Source organism: Methylibium sp. (genome assembly GCF_013817345.1).
Classification (GTDB): domain Bacteria; phylum Pseudomonadota; class Gammaproteobacteria; order Burkholderiales; family Burkholderiaceae_C; genus Methylibium.
This window is the reverse complement of record NZ_JACDCW010000025.1, coordinates 12,806-34,264: the sequence shown is the minus strand read 5'-3', so window position 1 is coordinate 34,264 and position 21,459 is coordinate 12,806. Positions and strand designations below refer to the sequence as shown.

At 69.0% G+C, this 21,459-nt stretch carries 23 protein-coding genes; 11 read left to right on the top strand and 12 right to left on the bottom strand.

The genetic code is table 11. The features are described from left to right. Positions 1-7: 7 nt before the first annotated feature. Entirely contained in the window at positions 8-1,342 is a 1,335-nt protein-coding gene (locus tag H0W40_RS06965) for an efflux RND transporter periplasmic adaptor subunit (protein WP_292444671.1), read from the bottom strand. A 359-nt stretch (positions 1,343-1,701) separates the two neighbouring features. On the opposite strand from H0W40_RS06965, the gene blaOXA reads away from it, so the two are divergent. The 9 genes from blaOXA to soxA all read left to right on the top strand — a co-directional run bounded on the left by blaOXA (position 1,702) and on the right by soxA (position 8,884). Beyond that, the gene (blaOXA, locus tag H0W40_RS06960; protein ID WP_292444668.1) at positions 1,702-2,529 is read left to right on the top strand and encodes a class D beta-lactamase; all 828 of its coding nucleotides are present in this window, start codon (positions 1,702-1,704) and stop codon (positions 2,527-2,529) included. Beyond that, positions 2,526-2,912 carry a CidA/LrgA family protein gene (locus tag H0W40_RS06955; protein ID WP_292444666.1) on the top strand — a complete coding sequence of 129 codons (387 nt, stop codon included), beginning with the start codon at positions 2,526-2,528 and terminating at the stop codon, positions 2,910-2,912. The genes blaOXA and H0W40_RS06955 overlap by 4 nt, the downstream gene beginning before the upstream one ends. A gap of 61 nt (positions 2,913-2,973) precedes the next feature. Beyond that, positions 2,974-3,732 (top strand): LrgB family protein, encoded by a 759-nt coding sequence (locus H0W40_RS06950; protein WP_292444663.1) that lies wholly within the window; start codon positions 2,974-2,976, stop codon positions 3,730-3,732. Between the two features lie 95 nt (positions 3,733-3,827). Then, positions 3,828-4,328: a (2Fe-2S)-binding protein gene (locus tag H0W40_RS06945; RefSeq protein ID WP_292444660.1), complete on the top strand. Its 501-nt coding sequence runs from the start codon at positions 3,828-3,830 to the stop codon at positions 4,326-4,328. Next, positions 4,325-6,619: a molybdopterin cofactor-binding domain-containing protein gene (locus tag H0W40_RS06940; protein ID WP_292444657.1), complete on the top strand. Its 2,295-nt coding sequence runs from the start codon at positions 4,325-4,327 to the stop codon at positions 6,617-6,619. The genes H0W40_RS06945 and H0W40_RS06940 overlap by 4 nt, the downstream gene beginning before the upstream one ends. Positions 6,620-6,643: 24 nt before the next feature. Beyond that, entirely contained in the window at positions 6,644-7,126 is a 483-nt protein-coding gene (soxX, locus tag H0W40_RS06935; RefSeq protein WP_292444655.1) for a sulfur oxidation c-type cytochrome SoxX, read from the top strand. Between the two features lie 138 nt (positions 7,127-7,264). Further along, entirely contained in the window at positions 7,265-7,726 is a 462-nt protein-coding gene (locus H0W40_RS06930) for a SoxY-related AACIE arm protein (RefSeq protein WP_292444652.1), read from the top strand. 13 nt (positions 7,727-7,739) lie between these two features. Then, the gene (gene soxZ / locus H0W40_RS06925) at positions 7,740-8,060 is read left to right on the top strand and encodes a thiosulfate oxidation carrier complex protein SoxZ (RefSeq protein WP_292444650.1); all 321 of its coding nucleotides are present in this window, start codon (positions 7,740-7,742) and stop codon (positions 8,058-8,060) included. Then, positions 8,057-8,884, top strand: a complete 828-nt coding sequence (soxA, locus tag H0W40_RS06920) for a sulfur oxidation c-type cytochrome SoxA (protein ID WP_292444647.1) — start codon at positions 8,057-8,059, stop codon at positions 8,882-8,884. Before soxZ ends, soxA begins: the two co-directional genes overlap by 4 nt. Positions 8,885-9,329: 445 nt before the next feature. Here soxA and H0W40_RS06915 read toward each other — a convergent pair whose 3' ends face one another. The 9 genes from H0W40_RS06915 to H0W40_RS06875 form a co-directional block, all read right to left on the bottom strand. Continuing rightward, a complete protein-coding gene (locus H0W40_RS06915) occupies positions 9,330-10,094 on the bottom strand; it encodes a 5'-methylthioadenosine/adenosylhomocysteine nucleosidase (protein ID WP_292444645.1) in 765 nt (254 codons plus the stop codon). Positions 10,095-10,163: 69 nt separating this feature from the next. Continuing rightward, entirely contained in the window at positions 10,164-11,834 is a 1,671-nt protein-coding gene (locus H0W40_RS06910) for a long-chain-fatty-acid--CoA ligase (protein ID WP_292444642.1), read from the bottom strand. 119 nt (positions 11,835-11,953) lie between these two features. Then, a complete protein-coding gene (locus tag H0W40_RS06905) occupies positions 11,954-12,628 on the bottom strand; it encodes an ATP-binding cassette domain-containing protein (protein ID WP_292444639.1) in 675 nt (224 codons plus the stop codon). Between the two features lie 22 nt (positions 12,629-12,650). Next, positions 12,651-13,325 carry a molybdate ABC transporter permease subunit gene (modB, locus tag H0W40_RS06900; protein ID WP_292444637.1) on the bottom strand — a complete coding sequence of 225 codons (675 nt, stop codon included), beginning with the start codon at positions 13,323-13,325 and terminating at the stop codon, positions 12,651-12,653. Then, a complete protein-coding gene (gene modA, locus H0W40_RS06895) occupies positions 13,325-14,092 on the bottom strand; it encodes a molybdate ABC transporter substrate-binding protein (RefSeq protein ID WP_292444634.1) in 768 nt (255 codons plus the stop codon). The genes modB and modA overlap by 1 nt, the downstream gene beginning before the upstream one ends. A 45-nt stretch (positions 14,093-14,137) precedes the next feature. Then, positions 14,138-14,941, bottom strand: coding sequence for a Fic family protein (locus H0W40_RS06890; protein WP_292444632.1), 804 nt, complete (start codon positions 14,939-14,941; stop codon positions 14,138-14,140). 82 nt (positions 14,942-15,023) lie between these two features. Beyond that, positions 15,024-16,460: an NAD(P)(+) transhydrogenase (Re/Si-specific) subunit beta gene (locus tag H0W40_RS06885; RefSeq protein ID WP_292444630.1), complete on the bottom strand. Its 1,437-nt coding sequence runs from the start codon at positions 16,458-16,460 to the stop codon at positions 15,024-15,026. Beyond that, entirely contained in the window at positions 16,457-16,780 is a 324-nt protein-coding gene (locus H0W40_RS06880) for an NAD(P) transhydrogenase subunit alpha (protein ID WP_292444628.1), read from the bottom strand. The genes H0W40_RS06885 and H0W40_RS06880 overlap by 4 nt, the downstream gene beginning before the upstream one ends. A 13-nt stretch (positions 16,781-16,793) precedes the next feature. Beyond that, entirely contained in the window at positions 16,794-17,927 is a 1,134-nt protein-coding gene (locus tag H0W40_RS06875) for a Re/Si-specific NAD(P)(+) transhydrogenase subunit alpha (RefSeq protein ID WP_292444626.1), read from the bottom strand. Positions 17,928-18,016: 89 nt separating this feature from the next. On the opposite strand from H0W40_RS06875, the gene H0W40_RS06870 reads away from it, so the two are divergent. Next, the gene (locus H0W40_RS06870) at positions 18,017-18,508 is read left to right on the top strand and encodes an NUDIX hydrolase (RefSeq protein ID WP_292444623.1); all 492 of its coding nucleotides are present in this window, start codon (positions 18,017-18,019) and stop codon (positions 18,506-18,508) included. A gap of 2 nt (positions 18,509-18,510) precedes the next feature. Continuing rightward, on the top strand, positions 18,511-19,641 hold the full coding sequence (gene mnmA, locus H0W40_RS06865) for a tRNA 2-thiouridine(34) synthase MnmA (RefSeq protein ID WP_292444620.1): 1,131 nt from the start codon (positions 18,511-18,513) through the stop codon (positions 19,639-19,641). A gap of 133 nt (positions 19,642-19,774) precedes the next feature. Here the strand turns inward: mnmA and H0W40_RS06860 are convergent, their stop codons facing one another. Next, complete coding sequence (locus H0W40_RS06860; protein ID WP_292444618.1) at positions 19,775-20,428, bottom strand: CAP domain-containing protein; 654 nt, start codon at positions 20,426-20,428, stop codon at positions 19,775-19,777. A 118-nt stretch (positions 20,429-20,546) separates the two neighbouring features. Further along, the gene (locus H0W40_RS06855; protein ID WP_292444615.1) at positions 20,547-21,452 is read right to left on the bottom strand and encodes a DMT family transporter; all 906 of its coding nucleotides are present in this window, start codon (positions 21,450-21,452) and stop codon (positions 20,547-20,549) included. Between the last annotated feature and the right edge of the window lie 7 nt (positions 21,453-21,459).

The window sequence follows — 21,459 nt, the reverse complement described above, 5'->3', positions numbered from 1 at the left end:
TCCGGCGTCAAGCGTGGCAGGGCTGCTGGGCGGCGACGGCGGGCAGCGAATACATGCAAGCGACGGCGGCCACCGCGCCTGGTAGGGCGACCCGAAGCGCCGGCGCCGTGAGCGTGACCTTGCCCTCCTTCTTGTCGCCCGGCGTTGCCGCGGCCGGCGGCGGGGCGGGCGGCTTCTCGATGGGCATGCCGCGCGCATCGAGCTCCAGCTTCTCCGGCGCGATCGGCGCGCCGGGCCTGACACGCTGCAAGCCGTTGACGACCACCAGTTCCCCTGCTTTCAGACCCCCGGTGATCACGCGCATGCCGTCGATCAGCGCGCCGAGCTGCACCTCGCGGAACTCGGCCGTGTTGTCGGCGCCGACGACCAGCACGAAGCGCTTGCTCTGGTCCGTGCCGATCGCGCGCTCCGGCGTGAGCACCGCCGGTCGCGTCTTGACTTGCGCCACCTGCAGCTTGGCGAACAGGCCCGGCGTGAAACGGCCGTCGGCGTTGTCGAACACCGCGCGCATGCGGATCGCGCCGGTCTGCGGGTTGAGCCGGTTGTCGATGAAGTCGATGGTGCCGGCGTGCGGGAAGCCGTCCTCGTTGGCCAGGCCCATCTTCACCTGCAGCGCTCCGCCGTTGCCTTCGCGCAGGCGCAGGAAGGTCTGCTCGCTGCCGTCGAAATAGGCATAGACGCGGTGCGTGGCGACCACGGTGGTCAGCACGTTCTCGGCACTCACCAGATTGCCGGCGGTGATGTTGGCCAGCGAGGCACGCCCGGCGATCGGCGAGCGCACGAAGGTGTAGTCGAGGTTGAGCCGGGCCACGCGCAGGGCTGCGTCGGCCGCCTGGATGTCCGCGTCCGAGGTTCTGGCGCTGGAGCCGAGCTGGTCGAACTCCTGGCGCGACACCGCCTGGTCGTCGAGCAGCTTTTGCGCACGTGCCAACTCGGCCTTGGCCAGACCGGCGCGCGAGCGTGCAGCGGCCCGTTGCGACTCGGCGCGTGCGACCTCGGCGCGGTAAGGCCGTGCGTCGATGGTGAACAGGAGCTGGCCCTTCTTCACGACCGCGCCGTCGCGGAAATGCACCCGCTCGATGGTGCCGCCGACGCGCGCGCGGATATCGACCGTCTCCAGCGCCTGCAGCCGCCCGGTGAACTCCTCGCGGTCGGCGATCGGCTTTTGCACCGCCGGCGCCACCGAAACGGGCGGTGCCGGCGGCGGGCCGCCTTGGGCCTCGGCCGGGTCGCCGCAGCCGGCTAGCCAGACGCTCGACGCGAGCACCGCGCCGAGCAGCGTGGCCCGCCGAAGACGACAGGAAATCGAAAGAGGCAGGAAGGCGGCAGCTGATTCGCGCATGGAACACCCGTGTGTTGAGTGGAACGGTGGCAGAGGCCGCCCGCACGCGGTGGCGGCGAGCCTCTCTGCCCGTGCGAATAAAGGCGAATGACCTACGCACACGCTTGGTTTTAGAGCGGGCCGATCTTACTGACCATCGGGTCATCAAAAGATGACCCCCTAGAAAAAAACCGCGCTTCGGTTAGGCCCATGCTGTGACAACGCGACACCGGCGCTCGCGCGTTGCGCGCGTGAGCGCGCTCGACGGCTTCCTATACTCGCTCGCCAGCCGACCGCTGAACCCTGCAAGACCACCGACCCGAGCCTCCCATGACCGCACCCGAACAACTGCCGGCCAGCACGCCGCCGGCCCGCAAAGCGTGACGGCTGACGGGGTGGCATCGGCGACGCGCAGGGCGCTGCTCGGCGGTGCCTTTGCAGCGGCACTGCCCGGCTGCGCGCCGTTCGCCGGGACGAACGAGGAGGCGGCGCTCGACCACTTTTTCTCCGAGGAAGGAACGGTCGGCTGCTTCGCGCTGCTCGACGCCGCCACCGGGGAGCGGGTATTGGTCAACGGCCGGCGCGCGCGGCAGCGGTTCGCCCCGGCCTCGACGTTCAAGATCGCCAACAGCCTGATCGCCCTCGAAGCCGGCGCAGTGCGCGACGAACGAGAGGTCGTGCCCTATGGCGGCCAACCGCAGCCCTTTCCGCAGTGGGAACGCGACCTGAACCTGCGCGCGGCCTATGCCGCCTCCAGCGTGCCGATCTATCAGGAACTGGCGCGCCGCATCGGGCTGGCCCGCATGCGCGCAGCGGTGGCCGGCTTCGGCTACGGCAATGCCGAAGTGGGCGGGGTCGTCGATCGCTTCTGGCTCGACGGGCCGCTCGCCATCAGCGCCGTCGAGCAGGCGGCTTTCCTGGTGCGCCTGGCACGGGGCCGCTTGCCGGTCAGCGCGCGCAGCCTGGCCATCGTGCGCGACATCAGCACCGTCGACACGAGAGCTGGCGCGGTGCTGCACGCCAAGAGCGGCTGGCTGTTCGATGCGAAGCCGCAAGTCGGCTGGTGGGTCGGCTGGGTGGAGCAGACCGGCCGGCTGCACGGCTTCGCGCTCAACATCGACATGCAAAGCATTGCGGATGCGCCCAAGCGAGAGCGCATCGGCCGGCGCCTGTTGCAGCACTTCGGCGTCTTCCCGGCGGCAGCATGATCCAGGGCCTGGCCACGCTGCTGCTGTTCCAGTCTCTCGGCGAGGCGATCGCGCAACTCACCGACGCACCGGTCCCGGGGCCGGTGATGGGGCTGGTCGCCCTGCTCGCGGTGCTGCTGCTGCGCCAGCGGCGCGGCAAGCCGGTCTGGGCCGCGCTGGCGCAGGCCGCCGACGGGCTGCTCGCGCATCTCTCGATCTTCTTCATTCCGGCTGCGGTCGGGGTGATGCTGTACTGGGAGCCGCTGGCGCGCGAGGGGCTGTCATGGGTGATCGCGCTGCTCGCCAGCACGGTCGCAGCGATCGCGATCACGGCGTGGTTCCTGCGCCATCGGCTCGGCGACGAAGGCGATGAGTCGGCGCCAGACGGGCCTCAGCCGCCATGAGCATGCCGCTTCGCCTCGATGGCCCGCGTTCGCGACCGCGCGCAGCGCCTCGGCTGCGCGCATGAGCGAGGCTCGCCTCACCCTGCCGCTCGGCCTGACCGGCGCGCTGGAGCCGCTCTCGGAAGTGTGGGTCTACCTGGCCGCCACGCCGCTGTTCGGCCTGACCCTCACGCTCGGCACCTATGTGATCGCCGAGCACGTGTCGGCGCGCAGCGGACGGCATCCGCTGGCCAACCCGGTGCTGTGGTCGGTGCTGGCAATCATCGCGGTGCTGTGGGCGACCGGCACGCCCTACCGCCGCTACTTCGAGGGCGCGCAGTTCGTGCACTTCCTGCTCGGCACCGCGACCGTGGCGCTGGCGGTGCCCCTGGCACGCCTGTGGCCGGAGCTGCGCCAGCGCGCCGGCACCCTGCTCACCGCCCTGCTGCTCGGCGCGAGCACATCGATCGTCGCGGCGCTGGGCCTGGCCTGGATGCTCGGCGCTTCGCCGGTGATGATGGCCTCGCTGCTGCCGAAGTCGGTGACGGCGCCCATCGCGATGGGCATCGCCGAGCGCATCGGCGGCTCGGCCACGCTGGCGGCGGTGTTCACGGTGACCACCGGCATCGTCGGCGCGCTGGTCGTCACGCCGCTGCTCAACGCGATGGGCGTGCGCAACTGGGCCGCGCGCGGCTTCGCGCTCGGCCTGGCCGCGCACGGCATCGGCACGGCGCGGGCGTGGTCGGTGCATCCGCGCGCCGGGGCCTATGCCAGCTTGGCGATGGGCCTGCACGGGGTGCTCGGCGCCGTGCTGCTGCCGGGGCTGGCGCGCTGGCTGTGAGGCCTTCGGCAGCTGACAGAATCATCCGCAACCCGCAACCCGCAACACCCGGCCAGCGGCGAGCAGCCCGCGGCCGTTCCCACAAGGAGCACAGGATGGCCCAGCTACACGTCAATGGCAGCGTGCGCGAGTACGAAGCCGAGGAAGACACTCCCCTGCTGTGGGTGCTGCGTGAACAGCTCGGCCTGACCGGCAGCAAGTACGAATGCGGCATCGCGCAGTGCGGCGCCTGCACGGTGCACATCGACGGCGCGCCCATGCGCTCTTGCGTGATGCCGGCCGCGACCCTCACCGCACAGCAGAAGATTGTCACGATCGAGGGGCTGTCGAAAGACGGCTCGCACCCGGTGCAGCAAGCCTGGGCCGCGCTCGATGTGCCGCAGTGCGGCTACTGCCAGGCCGGCATGATCATGGCCGCCACCGCCCTGCTGGCCGAAAAACCCAAGCCGACCGATGCCGACATCGACGCGGCCATGACCAACATCTGCCGCTGCGGCACCTACAACCGCGTGCGCGCGGCGATCAAGCTGGTCGCCGAGGGCGGGCCAAAGCGCTCCGCGCTGAACAGCCCGCTGCTGGGTGGGGGCGCGGCATGAGCGCGCATGGGCGCACCCGGGGCGGGTCGCTGCCGCACGGGCCGGCACATGACGCCGAGGACGGAGCCCGGCACAGCGCCCGGCGCGGCACCGCGCTGTCGCGCCGCAGCTTCCTTGGCGGCTCGGCAGCCGCGGCCGGCAGCCTCGTCGTCGGATTCCACATTCCCTTCATCGGCAGCGCCGCGGCGCAGGGAAGTGCTGCGGCACCCGAGATCAACGCGTGGGTCGTCGTGCACCCCGACGACAGCGTCGTCATCCGCATCGCCCGCTCCGAGATGGGACAGGGCTCGCTGACCGGTCTGGCGCAACTGGTCGCCGAAGAGCTGGAGTGCGACTGGGCCCGGGTGAGCACCGAGTACCCGACCCCGGGCCAGAACCTGGCGCGCTCACGCGTCTGGGGCAACTTCTCGACCGGCGGCAGCCGCGGCATCCGCGAGTCGCACGAGTACGTGCGCAAGGGCGGTGCGATGGCCCGCACGATGCTCGTGCAGGCAGCCTCCGACGAATGGGGGGTGCCGGCCGGTGAATGCCGCGCCGCGGCCAGCGTGATCACCCATGCGCCTTCGGGCCGCACCACGACCTACGGCAAGGTTTCGGCGGCAGCGGCCAAGCTGGCGCCACCTGCGGACGTTACGCTGAAGGACCCGAAGGACTGGCGCATCGTCGGCAAGCCCTTCAAGCGGCTCGACACGGTCGAAAAGCTCACCGGCGCCCAGGTCTACGGCACCGACCTGAAGCTGCCCGGCCTGCTCAACGCAGCGATCAGCGACTGCCCGGTGTTCGGCGGCAAGCTGAAGAGCTACGACGACAGCGCGGTGCTGCGGCGGCCGGGCGTCAAGAAGGTGGTGAAGGTCGGCGACAGCGCGGTCGCAGTGGTGGCCGACACCTGGTGGCGCGCCAAGACCGCGCTCGATGCGCTCGACATCGTCTGGGACGAAGGCCCGAACGCCACGCTGTCGAGCGCCGGCATTGCCGAGATGCTGGCGGCCGGGCTGGACGCTCCCGAGGCCATCGTCGGCAACCGCAACGGCGACGTGAAGCAGGCGCTGGACAAGTCGGCGAAGCGCATCGAGGCGGTGTATTCCTACCCGTACCAGAACCACGCGACCATGGAGACCATGAATGCGACGGCGAAGTTCACGCCGGCCGCGGGCGGCGAGCCGGCGCGCTGCGAGGTCTGGACGCCGACGCAGAACGGCGAGGCGGCACTCGCGGCCACGGCGGAAGCGGCCGGCCTGCCGCCGGCGCAGTGCGAGGTCTACAAGCTGCACCTGGGCGGCGGCTTCGGCCGGCGCGGCGCCGTGCACGACTGGGTTCGCCAGGCGGTGGCCATCGCCAAGGAGATGCCGGGCACGCCGGTCAAGCTGATCTGGTCGCGCGAAGAGGACATGATCCACGGCCGCTACCACCCGATCACGCAATGCAAGCTCACTGCCGGGCTCGACGACGAGGGCAAACTGCAGGCGCTGCACATGCGCATCTCGGGCCAGTCCATCGTTGCGGCGGTGTTCCCGCAGATGATCAAGGACGGCAAGGACCCGGTGGTCTTCCAGGGCCTGAACCCGCCCGGCCCCGAGGCCTCCATCGGCTACAGCGTACCGAATCTGCTCGTCGACCATGCGATGCGCAACCCGCCGGTGCCGCCGGGCTTCTGGCGCGGCGTGAACCTCAACCAGAACACCATCTACCTGGAGTGCTTCCTCGACGAGGTGGCGCATGCGACGAAGCAGGACCCGCTCGCGCTGCGCCGCAGCCTGATGGCCGAGCATCCCAAGCACAGGGCGGTGCTCGAGGCCGTGGTCGAGCGAGTGAAATGGGACACCCCGCCGGCCGACATCGACGGCCAGCGCGTGTTCCGCGGCCTGGCACAGACGATGGGTTTCGGCAGCTACGTGGCCGCCTGCGCCGAGGTGTCGGTGAGCGACGAGGGCGACTTGAAGATCCACCGCATCGTCGCTGCCACCGACCCCGGCCACGCGGTCAATCCGCAGCAGATCGAAGCCCAGGTCGAGGGCTCCTTCGTCTATGGCCTGTCGGCCGCGCTGTACGGCGAGTGCACGCTCGAGAACGGCCGCATCCAGCAGCGCAACTTCGACACCTATCCGGTGATGCGCATGGACACCATGCCCAAGGTTGAGACGGTGCTGCTGCCTTCCGGGGGCTTCTGGGGCGGCGTCGGTGAGCCGACCATCGCGGTGGCGGCGCCGGCCGTGCTCAACGCCATTTTCGCGGCGACCGGCAAGCGCATCCGCGAGCTGCCGCTGAGCAAGCACAGCCTGAAGAAGGCGTGAGAGCGGGTGCTTGCGGCAGGGTCGATGAAGACGATGCGCGCCAGGGCGGCCGGCGCGGCGTTCGCCGTGGCGGCGCAGGCGGCGCTGTCCTTGCCCGGCATGGCGGCGCCGGCAGCAGCCCGCGCGGCGGTGCAGCCGTATGCGGTGGTCGGCGATGCCATCACTCGGCCACTGACCGCGCAACCGGGCAACGCGGCGCGCGGCCGGGCCATCGTCACCGACCGCCGCACCGGGCTGTGCCTGCTCTGCCACAGCGGCCCCTTCCCGGAAGAAGCCTTCCAGGGCACGCTGGCTCCCCCCCTCGACGGCGCCGGCTCACGGCTTTCCGCCGGCCAGCTGCGGCTGCGGCTGGTCGATTCGCGGCGGCTCGACCCGGATTCGCTGATGCCGGCATATCACCGCAGCGAGGGCCTTGCGCGCGTCGGCGCGGCCTGGCAAGGCCGGCCGCTGCTCGATGCGCAGCAGATCGAGGACGTGGTGGCCTTCCTGCTGACCTTGCGTCGATGACGATGAAGCGTCGGCTCCTTCTTGCAGCCGGAAGCGGGGTCGCCGACTCCGTTCAGGAATGCTTATTCACTGCGTCGGCGACCCCTCCCGGATGGGTCGGTGCTTTTCGGGACGCCCAACGGGGGTGAGGCAACGCCGATGAAACGCGCGCGAACCCACCTTGCCCAGCGGAGAGGACTCCTCGCTGCCGGCCTTGCGCTGGTACCGATGATTTGGGTGCGGCAGGCTTCGGCGAACAAGGCCGAGCTCGACGCGGCAGTCCGCGCGTTTGCCGGCGCGGCGACCGTGCAGCCCGGCCGGGTGCAGCTCGAGATCGCACCACTGGTCGAGAACGGCAATGCGGTGCCAGTGACGGTGCGGGTGGAAAGCCCGATGAGCGCCGCCGACCACGTGCAGCGCATCGCGCTCTTCAACGAACGCAATCCGCAGCGCGAGGTGGCGAGCTTTCTGCTGGGGCCGCGGGCCGGCCGCGCCGAGGTCTCGACGCGCATCCGCCTGGCGACCTCGCAGCAGTTGGTGGCGCTGGCGCAGATGAGCGACGGCTCGGTCTGGTCGCACCGCGTCGATGTGCTGGTGACGCTGGCCGCATGCATCGAGTAAGGAGTCGCCCGCGATGGCCCGTACCCTGATCACCGTACCCAAGGCCGCGAAGCGCGGCGAGATCATCGAGATCCGCACGTTGATCGCGCACCCAATGGAGACCGGTCACCGAAGCGATTCCGAGGGCCGTCGGCTGCCGCGCGACATCTTGCGGCGCTTCGTCTGCCATTACGGCGATGAGGTGGTGTTCGAAGCGGAACTGTTCCCGGCCATCTCGGCCAACCCCTACCTCGTCTTCACCACGGTGGCCGTCGAGAGCGGCACGCTCCGTTTCACCTGGGAAGGCGACAACGGCTTCGCGCAGACGGAGACCGCGGAGATCGCGGTGACGTGAAGCGGCAGGCTGCACTCGGGGCGGTGCTGGCCATCGCACTGGCCGCGCTCGGCGCAATGGCCGCGGCCGAGCGGGATCTCGGAAACGCCGGCCAGTTCGATGACAGCCCGCCTGCCGCCACCGTCGCCCCGCGTCCGGGCAGCGCTTTCATGAGCCCCGAACTGCAGGCCATGCAGCGCGACGACATGGCCAACCCCGGCATGCTGTGGGTGGCCGATGGCGAGGCGCTGTGGCGCCGCCCGGCCGGCGCTAGCGAGCGCTCCTGTGCAAGCTGCCACGGGGCGGCCGAACAGTCGATGCGCGGCGTGGCGGCACGCTTGCCGGCCTTCGATGCCGCCCGGCGCGGCGCGATCGACCTGCGCCAGCGCATCGAGTCCTGCCGTCAGGACCGCCAGATAGACGAGCCCTGGCCGCCCGAAAGCCAACGCTCGCTCAGCCTGGAAGCCTATGTCGCGCACCAGTCGCGTGGCATGCCGATCGCGCCGCCCGACGATCCCCGGCTCGCCGCCGCACGCGAACGTGGCCGCAAGCTGTTCGAGCAGCGCATCGGCCAGCTCGACCTGTCCTGCGCGCAATGTCACGACGCCAACGCGGGCCGGCGCCTGGGCGGCAGCACGATCCCGCCGGCCGATACCAGCGGCTACCCCGTCTACCGGCTCGAATGGCAGGCGCTCGGCTCGCTGCAGCGCCGGCTGCGCAACTGCATGAGCGGCGTGCGGGCGCAGCCCTATGAATTCGGAGCGCAGGAGCTGATCGATCTGGAGCTCCACCTCAACGCACGGGCCGAGGGCGTGGCCGTCGAGACGCCGGGCGTGCGGCCCTGATATCAAGCCACCAAGCCGCATTCAAACGCATCAATGCTGGTGCTGTAGCGCAGCTACCGAGGGCATCGGGCGACCGTCGCAGCCTTGAGCGACTGCACAACCGAGCGTTTACGGTGGTGGCAGGAGCGCTGTGACGGGTTGCTGTGTGGAGTGAAGTCAAGGAGGAGGGCTGGGCGTGAGCCCAGCCCGGGGGACATGAACGCAACACAGCGACCCGGCGCAGCGCTCGCGCGCTGAGCTTCCACAGTCGGCCTTCCGAACACGAACCGAAGCCCGCTACGCCTCTTCAACGGCTTCAATTCGATGCGTATGAACGCAGTTTCGTATGAGGCCTCGCCCGCGACGCTGAACGCGGCAGCCCTCGCGATAGTTAAGCTCCCGCGACCCGTAACGTGGCCGTGCAGCCGCGCCTCCGAGGTCCGGCGCGACCGCGCACCGTTGTCGATCAGGCCGTACCGGCCCGCGGCCCGTTGCGCAGCCAGCGCCGCACGATGGAAGCCGCCAACGGGCCCGCCACCTCGCTGACGAAGCGGCTGAAGTCGACATGGGCACTGTCGTCGGCGCGGTCGGAGACGCTGCGCAGCACCGCGAACGGCAGATCGCAGTCGTGGCACACCTGAGCCACCGCGGCGCCCTCCATCTCGACCGCCAGCGCTTCGGGCAATTCGGCACGCAGGGCCGTGCTTTCGAGCGCCGTGGAGACGAAGCGGTCGCCACTGACGACGAGGCCCTGGTGCACGGTGGGCGACGCGATGCCCAGTTCATCGAGCGAGTCGGCGCGGCCGACCTGCTCGGCTTCGAGCGCGGCGCACGCCGCCTCGAGCAGCGCGTCGCTGAGCAGCGCATCGGTGGGGAACCGCGAGCGGCCAGTGAGCGGCACCTCGTGGCGCGGGAACAGCGGCGAGACGTCGAGGTCGTGCTGCAGCAGCTCGCGCGCGACCACCACGTCGCCCACGTTCACGCCCTCGGCCAGGCCGCCCGCCACGCCGGTGAAGACGATCGCCTCGGCGCCGTAGCGCTCGATCAGCAGTGCCGCCGTGGTCGCCGCGGCGACCTTGCCGATGCGCGAGAGCACCAGCACCACCTCATGCCCGTCGAGCCGGCCGGTGTGGAACTCACGGCCCGCGTGGTGCTGGACCTGCGGGTCTTCGAGTGCCGCGCGCAGCGGCTCCAGTTCCTCGGCCATCGCGGCCATGAGCGCTAAAGTCATCCGGGCCCTTCAGTGGGAACGAAGCCCGATGGTGCCCCATCGGGCTTCGGCCTTGCCGGCAGCGCGGACTCAGCTCTTGGCGCGCAACTCGCGTCGCAGGATCTTGCCCACCGGCGTCTTCGGCAGGTCGGTGCGGAACTCGATCACCTTGGGCCGCTTGTAGCCGGTGAGGTGGGTCTCGCAATAACTGCGCACGTCGGCCTCGCTCACAGTGGGGTCCTTGCGCACGACCACCAGCTTGACGGCCTCGCCCGACTTTTCGTCGGGCACGCCGACCACCGCGCACTCGAGCACGCCGGGCATCTGCCCGACCACGTCTTCCACCTCGTTCGGGTACACGTTGAAGCCGCTGACCAGCACCATGTCCTTCTTGCGGTCGACGATCTTGAAGTAGCCGCCGTTGTCCACCGTGCCGATGTCGCCGCTGCGGAAGAAGCCGTCGGGCGTCATCACCTTCGCCGTCTCGTCGGGGCGTTGCCAGTAGCCGGCCATGACCTGCGGGCCTTTGATGGCGATCTCGCCCGGCTGGCCGAGCGGCACTTCGTTGCCGTCGTCGTCGATCAGCTTGACCTCGGTCGAAGGAATCGGCACGCCGATCGCGCCGCTGAAGGTCTTGCTGGTGACCGGGTTGCAGGTGGCCGAAGGCGCGGTCTCCGAGAGACCGTAGCCTTCGATGATCGGGCTGCCCGTCTTCTCGAGCCAGAGCTTGGCGGTGCTGCTCGTGACCGCCATGCCGCCGCCCACGCTGAGCTTGAGGTGGGACCAGTCCACCGTGTCGAACTGCGGGTGGTTGGCCATGGCCGTGAACAGCGTGTTGACGGCCGGGAAGCTCTGGAACTTGTGCTTGCCGATCTCCTTGAACACCGCCGGCAGGTCGCGCGGATTGGGGATGAGCACGTTGGCGCCGCCCATGCGCATCGACAGCATCATGTTCACGGTGAAGGCGAAGATGTGATAAAGCGGCAGCGCGCAGATCGTCACCGGGTACTGGCCCGGCGCCAGGTCCTTGAGCGCCGGCGCATTCCACGCTTCGGACTGCAGGACGTTGGCGATGACGTTGCGGTGCGTGAGCACAGCGCCCTTGCTCACGCCGGTGGTGCCGCCGGTGTACTGCAGCACGGCGATGTCGTCGCGTTTGAGGGAAGGCGCCGTGAAGCTGCTGCGCCGGCCCTGGGCCAGCGCCGCGTTGAAGCGAACCGGGCCGGGCAAGGAAAAGGCCGGCACCATTTTCTTGACGTTGCGCACCACGTAGTTGACGAGCACGCCCTTGACACCGAGCAGATCGCCCATCGAGGCGAGGATCACCTGCTTGGTCGGCACCGCGTTCAGGCAGGCCTGCAAGGTGGCGGCGAAGTTCTCGACGATGACGATGGCCTTGGCGCCGGAGTCCTTGAGTTGGTGCTCCAGCTCGCGCGGCGTGTACAGCGGGTTGACGTTGACCAGCACGAACCCGGCGCGCAGGATGCCCGCCACCGCCACCGGGTACTGCGGCACGTTGGGCATCATCACCGCCACGCGGTCGCCCTTGGCCAGGCCCAGGCCCTGCAGGTAGGCCGCGAAGGCGCGCGACATCTCGTCGATCTCGCCGAAGCTGAAGGCCTTGCCCATGAAGTGAAAGGCCGGCCGGTCCTTGAACTTGCGGAAGCTCTCTTCGAGCAGCGCCACGAGCGAGGCGTACTGGTCGGGATCGATCGTCGCTGGCACCCCTTCGGGGTAGTGCTTGAGCCAAACAGAGTCCATGGGCTGCTCCAACAGAGTTGCAGGATTCTGGACTTCGGCCTTACTCGGCAGAGTCAGGGAATGCGATAGCGGCCGCCAGGGAGTTCACTGCAGAGCCGCGTCGGCCTGCCGCGCTCGGATCATCGCCCGACTTCGCCGATCAACCGCCCGTGTGCGAGGTGCAGGACCTCGTCGCCGAAGAGCCGCACGTCGTCTTCGTCGTGCGTGATCAACAGCAGGGGGATGTCGAGTTGCGCCTGCAGCGCACGGAGTTCGTCGCGCAGGCGTGCGCGCAAGGCCTGGTCGAGCGCGGCGAAGGGCTCGTCCAGCAGCAGCGCGCGCGGCTCGGCGACCAGCGCGCGCGCCAGCGCCGTGCGCTGGCGCTGGCCGCCCGACAACTGCTCGGGATAGTGCTGCGCCGCCGGGCCGAGGCCAAAGGCATCGAGCCAACGCTGCACGGCCGCATGCTGCACGTCTCGCCCCGGATTGAAGGCTCCCCGGTGCAGCGCGAAAGCGATGTTCTGCCGCACCGTCAGGTGGGGAAACAACGCGTAGTCCTGGAACATGTAGGCCACAGCGCGCTGCTGCGGCGGCATGTCGATGCGCGAGCAGTGATCGAACAGGGTGCGGCCGGCGAGCTGCACCCGGCCGGTGTCGGGCGTGGTGAGGCCGGCGATCATCTTCAGCGTCTGGCTCTTTCCCGCGCCCGAGGGGCCGAACAGCACCAGCCGGCGCGCGTCGCTGCGAAAGGCCACCTGCAGGTCGAAACACCGGCCGGCGTGTTCGAAGCGCTTGGCGACATCGACATCCCACATCACCCCGGCCCCCTCGGCGGCGTCATGGCTGGCCGGCCACCCGGCCCGGTGCGAGCCGCCCGGCCGCCAGCAGCACCGCCACGCAGGTGACCGAGACGACGAGCACGAGGAAATTCGCCACGTCGTCCCGTCCGGCCTGCACCGCCTCGTACACCGCGATCGACAGCGTCTGCGTCTTGCCGGGAATGCTGCCGGCCACCATGAGGGTGGCGCCGAACTCGCCGGTGGCGCGCGCAAAGGCGAGCAGCACGCCGGCGAGGATGCCGCGCCAGGCCAGCGGCAGGGTGACGCGAAAGAAGATCGCGAGCTCGCCCACGCCGAGCACGCGGGCCGCCTGTTCGAGCTGCGGATCGACCGCCTCGAACGCCGCACGCGCCGACTTGAAGACCAGCGGAAAGGCGACGATGGTCGCGGCGATCACCGCGCCCTGCCAGGTGAAGATCAGGTTGATGCCGAAGTTCGATTCGAGCCAGCCGCCGATAGGGCCGCGCCGCCCGATCACCACGAGCAGGTAGTAGCCGAGCACCGTGGGCGGCAGCACCATCGCCAGGGTGAGCAGCGAGTCGAGCAGTTCGCGACCGATGAAGCGCTTGCGAGCCAGCACGAAGCCGACGGTCACGCCGAGCACGAGGTTGAGCGCCGTGGCCCAGCCGGCCACCTTCAGCGTCAGCGCCAGCGCGACCCAGGCGCCCTCCATCAGCGCCCGTCAGGGGAGCCGAAGCCGTGCTTCGCCAGCACCGCCTGAGCCTCATGCGAGAACACGAATTCGACGAACTGCTTCGCCCGCACCGCATTGCGGCTGCCTGCGACCGGCGCGATAGGGTAGAGGATCGGCTTGTGGGTAGGCACGCGCTGCGCCACCCTGACCTTGCCGGGCATGAGCGCGGCATCGGTCGAATAGACGAAGCCGGCATCGACCTCGCCCCGGGCGACGTAGTCGAGCGCCTGGCGCACGTTCTGCGAGCGGATCGTCTTCGGCTCGATCGCGGCCCACAGGCCCGCGTTCTCGAGCGCGCCTTGGGTGTAGCGGCCTACCGGCACACTGTCGGGCAGGCCGATGGCGATGCGTTGGTAGGCGGGCTGCGTGAGGTCGGCGAGGACCTGGGGCACGTGGGCCGAGTCCGCCGGAACGATCACGACCAGTGTGTTGGACACGAAGTCACGCCGCTCGCCCGCCTCGACGGCGCCCTGCGCCTGCGCCCGGTCCATGCTCTCCTGATCGGCACTGGCGAACACGTCGACCGGCGCACCCTTGACGATCTGCTGCACCAGCGCGCCCGAGGAGCCGAAGTTGAGCTGCACCTTGTGACTCGGGTTCTTCGCCTCGAACAAAGGCGCCAGCTCGCGAAAGGCGTGAGTCAGGCTGGTCGCGGCGGAGACAGTGAGATCGGCGGCGGCGGCGTGCCAGCTCGGCAGCAGGCCACACAGGCCGAGGAGGAGCGCGCGCCAGCTCGGATGTTTCAAGGTCGAGGGCCGGGTTCGGTCACGGAGACCGAAATGTACAAGCCGCTATAGGCGCACATCGCCGAGCAACTCGTAGTAGAGCGCGCGGTGGGTTTTAAAGAAAAGGCTCGGATAGAGCATCGGCTCACGCAGCACGCCATCGGCCACCAGTTGCAACACGATCAGAAGACGGCCGATGCGGCCATTGCCGTCGAGGAAGGGGTGGATGGTCTCGAACTGCACGTGCGCCAGCGCGGCCTTCACGAGAGGCGAGGTCGGTTCGGGATCGTCGTGCAGGAAGCGCTCGAACTGGTCCAGGCACTCGGCCAGCTTGTCGGCAGGCGGCGGCACGAACACCGCGTTGCAGGGCCGGGTGCCGCCGATCCAAACCTGCGAGCAGCGAAAGTCGCCCGGCGCCTTGCCGCGCCCGCGCGGATGGTCGAGCAGCTCGCCGTGCATCTCGCGCAACAAGCGCAGGCTGAGCGGAAAACCGCCGCGAAGGCGGTTGAGGCCGTGGGCCATGGCGGCGACGCAGCGGCTGACTTCGCGCGCGTCCTCAATCGGCACGCCCGGCTGTTCATCCGCCTCGAAGAGCAGCAAATCGGCGAGCGACGATTGCGTGCCTTCGATCTGCGACGAGAGAACCGCCTCCTGGCGCACGAAGCTGTAGAGCAGCAATTCGGCGTTGGGCAGGAGGGCGGAAACGGCATCGAGCCGCCCGATGGCGACGAGGGCGTCGTCGAACTTGCGGCGCAGCGCCGGTGACCACTCGAGCGGGGGCTTCGGCGGCAAGGGTGCAGGAACGAAGGCCCGAAACGATTCGCCTTGCGTGGTAACGACGATGGAGCGGCCAGGCGGTGGGCGTTTCATGAGCGGCGCAGGTTGAAACAAGCAGCGCCTTTATTTTAGCCTTGTCGATTTAACTAAAACAACATGCCTGTCGCCCCCTCGATCACTCCACCGCCTTCACCATGTCCTCCACCACCTTTTTCGCGTCACCGAACACCATCATCGTCTTGTCCATGTAGAACAACTCGTTGTCCAGCCCAGCGTAGCCGGCCGCCATCGAACGCTTGTTAACGATCACGGTCTTGGCCTTGTAGGCCTCCAGGATGGGCATGCCGTAGATCGCCGTGCCCTTGGTCAGGGCGGCCGGGTTCACCACGTCGTTGGCGCCCAGGATGATGGCCACGTCGGCCTGCGCGAACTCGCCGTTGATGTCTTCCATCTCGAACACCTGGTCGTAAGGCACCTCGGCCTCGGCCAGCAGCACGTTCATGTGGCCCGGCATGCGCCCGGCCACCGGGTGGATCGCGTACTTGACCTTCACGCCCTTGTGCGTGAGCTTCTCGGCGAGCTCGTTGACCGCGTGCTGGGCGCGCGCCACCGCCAGGCCGTAGCCCGGCACGATGATCACGGTTTCCGCGTTGCTGAGCATGTAGGCGGCGTCGTCGGCGCTGCCGCTCTTGACCGGCCGCGCCTCCCCCGTGCCCGCCGCAGCGGCCGTCGCGTCGCCCCCGAACCCGCCCAGGATCACGTTGAAGAACGAGCGGTTCATCGCCTTGCACATGATGTAACTCAGGATCGCTCCCGAGCTGCCCACCAGCGAGCCGGCGATGATCAGCATGCTGTTGTTGAGCGAAAAACCGATGCCCGCCGCCGCCCAGCCCGAGTAGCTGTTGAGCATGCTCACCACCACCGGCATGTCCGCCCCGCCGATGGGAATGATGATCAGCACGCCCATCACGAAGGCCAGCAGCAGCATCGCGAAGAAGGCCGTCCAGTTCTCGGTAAAGGTGAAGATCAGGCCCAGCGCCAACATCGCCAACCCGAGGATCAGGTTGAGCTTGTGCTGCCCGTCGAAGCTGACCGGCGCGCCCTGGAACAGCCGGAACTTGTACTTGCCCGACAGCTTGCCGAAAGCGATGACCGAGCCGCTGAAGGTGACGGCACCGATGGCCGCGCCCAGAAACAGCTCCAGCCGGTTGCCGGCAGGAATGGGCTCGCCCTGCACCACGATGCCGAAGGCATAAGGCTCGGCCACCGCGGCGATGGCGATGAACACCGCCGCCAGGCCGATCATGCTGTGCATGAAGGCAACCAGCTCCGGCATCTTGGTCATCTCGACCCGCTTGGCCATGAGCGTGCCAGCGGCGCCGCCGACGACGAGCGCGGCCAGCACATAGCCCAGCCCCGAGGCGGCGCTCTGCCCGGCCTGGCCGGCCAGGGTGACGATCAGCGCAGCCGTGGTGAGGATGGCGATGGCCATGCCGGCCATGCCGAAGACGTTGCCGCGGATCGATGTGGTCGGGTGCGACAGGCCCTTGAGCGCCTGAATGAAGCAGATGCTGGCCACCAGATAGAGCAGCGTGACGAGATTCAGGCTCATTGCGTGCCTTCCTTCGCCACGGCGATCTTCCTGTCCTTTTTCTTGAACATTTCCAGCATTCGCCGCGTCACCAGAAAGCCGCCGAAGACGTTGACCGCCGCCAGCGCCACCGCCAGCACGCCCATGGTCTTGCCCAGGCCGGTGACGGTGAGCGCGGCAGCGAGCATGGCGCCGACGATGACGATGGCCGAGATGGCGTTGGTCACCGCCATCAAAGGCGTGTGAAGCGCCGGGGTGACGGTCCACACCACGTGGTAGCCGACGTAGATGGCGAGCACGAAGATGATGAGATTGAGGATGGTCGGGGAGATGAGGTCCATGGTCCGGCTCCGGTCAGTTGCGCAGCAGTTGACCGCCCTGGCACATCAGGCAGGCCTTGACGATGTCGTCTTCGAGGTCGATCTTGAGCGCCGCGGCGTCCTTCTCGAGCACGAGCTTGAGGAAGTCGAGCACGTTGCGCGCGTAGAGCGCGCTCGCGTCGGCCCCGACCAGCGCCGGCAGGTTCGTCTCGCCGACCAGGGTGACGCCGTGCTTGATGACGGTCTTGTCGGCCTCGGTGAGCGGGCAGTTGCCCCCGATGCCATCTGCTGCCTTGCCGGCCGCCAGATCGACCAGCACGGAGCCGGGCTTCATGGCCTTGACCATGTCCTCGGTCACCAGCGTCGGCGCGGCGCGCCCGGGGATCAGCGCGGTGGCGATGACGATGTCGGCGGCGGCCACGCGCTTGGCCACCTCGACCTTCTGGCGCTCCAGCCAGCTCGGCGGCATCGGCTTGGCGTAGCCGCCCACGCCCTCGGCGGCCTCCTTTTCCTCGGGCGTCTCGTAAGGCACGTCGATGAATTTCGCGCCGAGCGACTCGACCTGCTCCTTCACCGACGGCCGCACGTCGCTGGCCTCGATCACCGCACCCAGCCGCTTGGCGGTGGCAATGGCCTGCAGGCCCGCCACACCCACGCCGAGAATGACCACGCGCGCCGCCTTTACCGTGCCGGCCGCGGTCATCAGCATGGGAAAGAAGCGCTGGTATTTGTCTGCCGCGACCATCACGGCCTTGTAGCCGGCAATGTTTGCCTGCGAGGACAGCACGTCCATGCTCTGGGCACGCGTGGTGCGTGGCGCGGCTTCGAGCGCGAAGGCGGTGAGGTGGGCATCGGCCAGCAACTGCAGACCGAGGCGGTCGAAGGGATTGAGCATGCCGACCAGCGCCGCGCCGGGCTTCATTTGCGTGCGTTCGGTGTCCGAGGGCGAGCGCAGCTTGAGCACCAGTTCGCAGCCCAGGGCGGTGGCCGCATCGACGATCTCCGCGCCGGCCGCCGTGTAGGCCTCGTCGGTCACGCTGGCTGCGACGCCGGCGCCCGACTGCACGGCGAGCGTGTGGCCCTGCGCCTTGAGCTTCTTGACGGTCTCGGGGGTGACGGCGACGCGGGTCTCGCCCGCCGCCGTCTCGCGCGGGATGCCGATGCGCATGAGCTCTCCTGTCGGTCTGTTCGTTCGGAGGCGGAGCTTACACAATCGACAAGCGCGTAATCGACCGTCGCGTGCCGATACGATCGCGCATGAGACAACGATGGAAACCCGCGGTGACCGTGGCGGCGGTGATCGAGCAGGACGGCCGCTTCCTGCTGGTGGAAGAAGAAACGCCCGAGGGCCTGCGCCTGAATCAGCCGGCCGGGCACCTCGACCCGGGCGAGTCGCTGCTCGAGGCGGTGGTGCGCGAGGTGCTGGAGGAAACCGCCTGCGTCTTCACGCCGACGGCGCTGCTCGGCATTTACATGTCGCGCTTTATCCGAAGTGCGCGCAAGCAGGACGTGACGTACCTGCGCTTCAGCTACTGCGGCACGGTCTCGGCGCGCGAGCCCGGCCGCCGGCTCGACCACGGCATCGTGCGCACGGTGTGGATGACGCCCGACGAAATCCGTGCGGCGAGCGATCGCCACCGCAGCCCGGCGCTGCAGAAAAACGTCGATGACTTCCTGGCCGGCGTGCGCCATCCGGTCTCGGCGGTCTACACCGACCCCGGTCTTTACGACCCGGTGGAAAAATCCTGAGCATGAAGGTGACGAGTGGCAAGACGCGGGTGGTGGTGGGCCTGAGCGGCGGCGTCGACTCGGCGGTAAGCGCCTGGCTGCTCAAGGAGCAGGGCTTCGAGGTGGTGGGCCTGTTCATGAAGAACTGGGAGGACGATGACGACGACGAGCACTGCACCTCGCGCCAGGACTTCCTCGATGCCGCCAGCGTGGCCGACGTTCTCGGCATCGAGATCGAGCACGTGAACTTCGCAGCCGAATACAAGGACCGCGTGTTCGCCGAGTTCCTGCGCGAGTACGAGGCCGGCCGCACGCCCAACCCCGACGTGCTGTGCAACGCCGAGATCAAGTTCAAGGCTTTCCTCGATCACGCGATGCGGCTGGGCGCCGAGAAGATGGCAACAGGTCACTACGCAAGAGTTCGCGAACGCGACGATGCGTTCGAATTGCTCAAGGGCCTGGACGCAAGCAAGGACCAGAGCTATTTCCTGCACCGCCTCACCCAGACGCAGCTTGCGCACACACTGTTTCCGGTGGGTGAGTTGCCCAAGACCGAGGTGCGGCGGCTGGCGGCGCAGATCGGTCTGGCCAACGCCGCCAAGAAGGATTCGACTGGCATCTGCTTCATCGGCGAGCGGCCCTTTCGCGAGTTCCTGGGCCGCTACCTCGCCAACACGCCGGGCCCGATCAAGGATGAACGCGGCCGCACGATCGGCGAGCATGTCGGCCTGTCTTTCTACACGCTGGGGCAACGCAAGGGCATCGGCATCGGTGGCGTCAAGCCGCGCGGTGCACCGCGCGGCGGCGGCGAGCATGCGCCCTGGTTCGTGGCGCGCAAGGACCTGCCGGCCAACACGCTGTGGATCGTGCAGGGGCATGACCACCCCTGGCTGCAGTCCGACCGGCTCGAGGCCGCGGACGCCAGCTGGATCGCCGGCCGTCCGCCCGCTGCGGGGCCGCTGGCGGCGAAGACGCGCTACCGCCAGGCCGACTCGGCCTGCACGCTGGCGCCAGCGGACGACGACCGCTTCACGCTCGAGTTCACCGAGCCGCAATGGGCGGTCACGCCGGGCCAGTCGGCGGTGCTCTACGACGGCGAAATCTGCCTGGGCGGGGGCGTGATCTCTACGGCAGCGGCCAATCCGGCTTCTTGACGGCTTGACGGCCACTTTCGCTCCAGCCGCCGGTAGCGCTCCGGGATCGCAAACAGGCCGAAGCCGCCCGTGCCCGGATGCGACGGGATAGCCTGGGCCGTGACGGCGTGTCTAAAGCAAGGCAGCGCAGCCTTCAGCGCGGGCGAGCCAGATTGAGCGTCCAGTAGGTGCCGTACCGGCTGCTGCTGTTGCGAACGCAGGCCAGGCCGGCATCGCGGTAGCTGGCCGCCATGATGTTCGCGCAATGGTCCGGGCTCAGCATCCAGCCGTCGACGACGGAGCGCACCGAGCGCTGCCCGGCGGCGATGTTTTCCGCCGCACCGCCCCACACGTAGCCGGCGGCGGTGATCCGTTTGGAGAAGCTGCTGCCGTCGGAGCCCGTGTGCGAGAAAAAATTGCGGGTGGCCATGTCTTTCGAATGCCCGTAGGCTGCGCTGGCAAGCGCACCGTTCCAGCGCAGCGCCGAAGCGGCGGCGAACTGGCCGCGCCCACCGCAACTCGCTCCGGCCGCGCGTCGCGCGTTGATGAGCCGCATCGCCTCGGCCTGAAAGTCGGGCAGGCCGCACGTGGCATCGGTGCCGCTGGGGGCGGCCAGGATGGCGGCGGTGCTGTCCTCGGGAACCGGCACCTCGGCAGCGGCGGCGGGGGCTTCCTCTGCTTGCGGTGACGACGTGGAGGACGTGGCGTGGGCTTCTTCTCCATCACCGCCACCGCCGCCGCCGCAGCCCTGCAGGATCAGCAACAGGCCGAGCACGGCAAGGGCGAGGGGGGACTTGTGCTTTTGCATGGGACTACGACAGAAGTGACGGAAGCAGCGAGCATCCCCCGCCGGCCCCGCGTCAGGGATGACGAAGTGCAACCCCGGCGGCCGGCTTGTGACACGCTGCTTCCGCGGTCCGCCCGCTTCAGGCCGCATGCGGCGGCTCCAGCGCCGACAGCAGCGCCGCCGCGACGATCAGCGCACCGCCGAGCAGCATGTGCGGCGTCACGACCTCCTTGCCCAGCCACACGGCGGAGGCTGCGGCGAACACCACTTCGGTCAGCATCACCACCGCCGTGACATTCGCACGCAGCCGCGTGGCACCGTACTGCAGCGCCAGGTTGGCAATCAGGAAGCCGCCCGTCAATGCGAGCGCAACCCCCACCCAGGCCGTGCGCGGCGCAGGGGGCAGCGGCACGGCACCGGCAGCGCTGAGCACGGCAGCGAGCAGGCCGGCCACCAGCACTCCGCCGAGGAACATGGCCAGCGCACGTGCCTCCTGCGGCCGGTGCGCTTCGCGCCGCAGCATCACGTTGTTGAGCGCGAAGAAGAAACCGCCGGCAATGCCCAGAAAATCCGCCAGACCCGACGGCCAGGGCCAGCCGGCGCCGGGCGCCTTGAGCACGATGGCCGCGCCCGCCAGCGCCAGCGACATGCGCAGCGCCGCCCAGCGATTGAGCCTTTCCCTCAGCAGCAGCCGGGCGAGCAGAACCGTCCACAGCGGCATCAGATAGAAGAGCAGCACCACGCGCACCACGTCGCCGATGCTCACGGCCCAGTTGAAGGCCGCGTTGGTGCTGCCGGCTGCCAGCACCAGCACCCACAGGACAGGCGCGCGCCACACTTGGCCGAAAGCCTGCGGCCAGCGCGCGCCGATCACCATCACGGCGACCGCATAGACCAGCGCCGTGGCCCACAGCGGGTGCAGGCCGTGCGCCTGCAGGAAGCGAAGCGGCCACCACGACACGCCCCACACGAAGGCGTTCAAGGTGAGCGCCAGCACGGCCAGCCCCGGCGCCGACGCGGCACCCGGCAGGAGTCGGGCATTCATGGCGTGC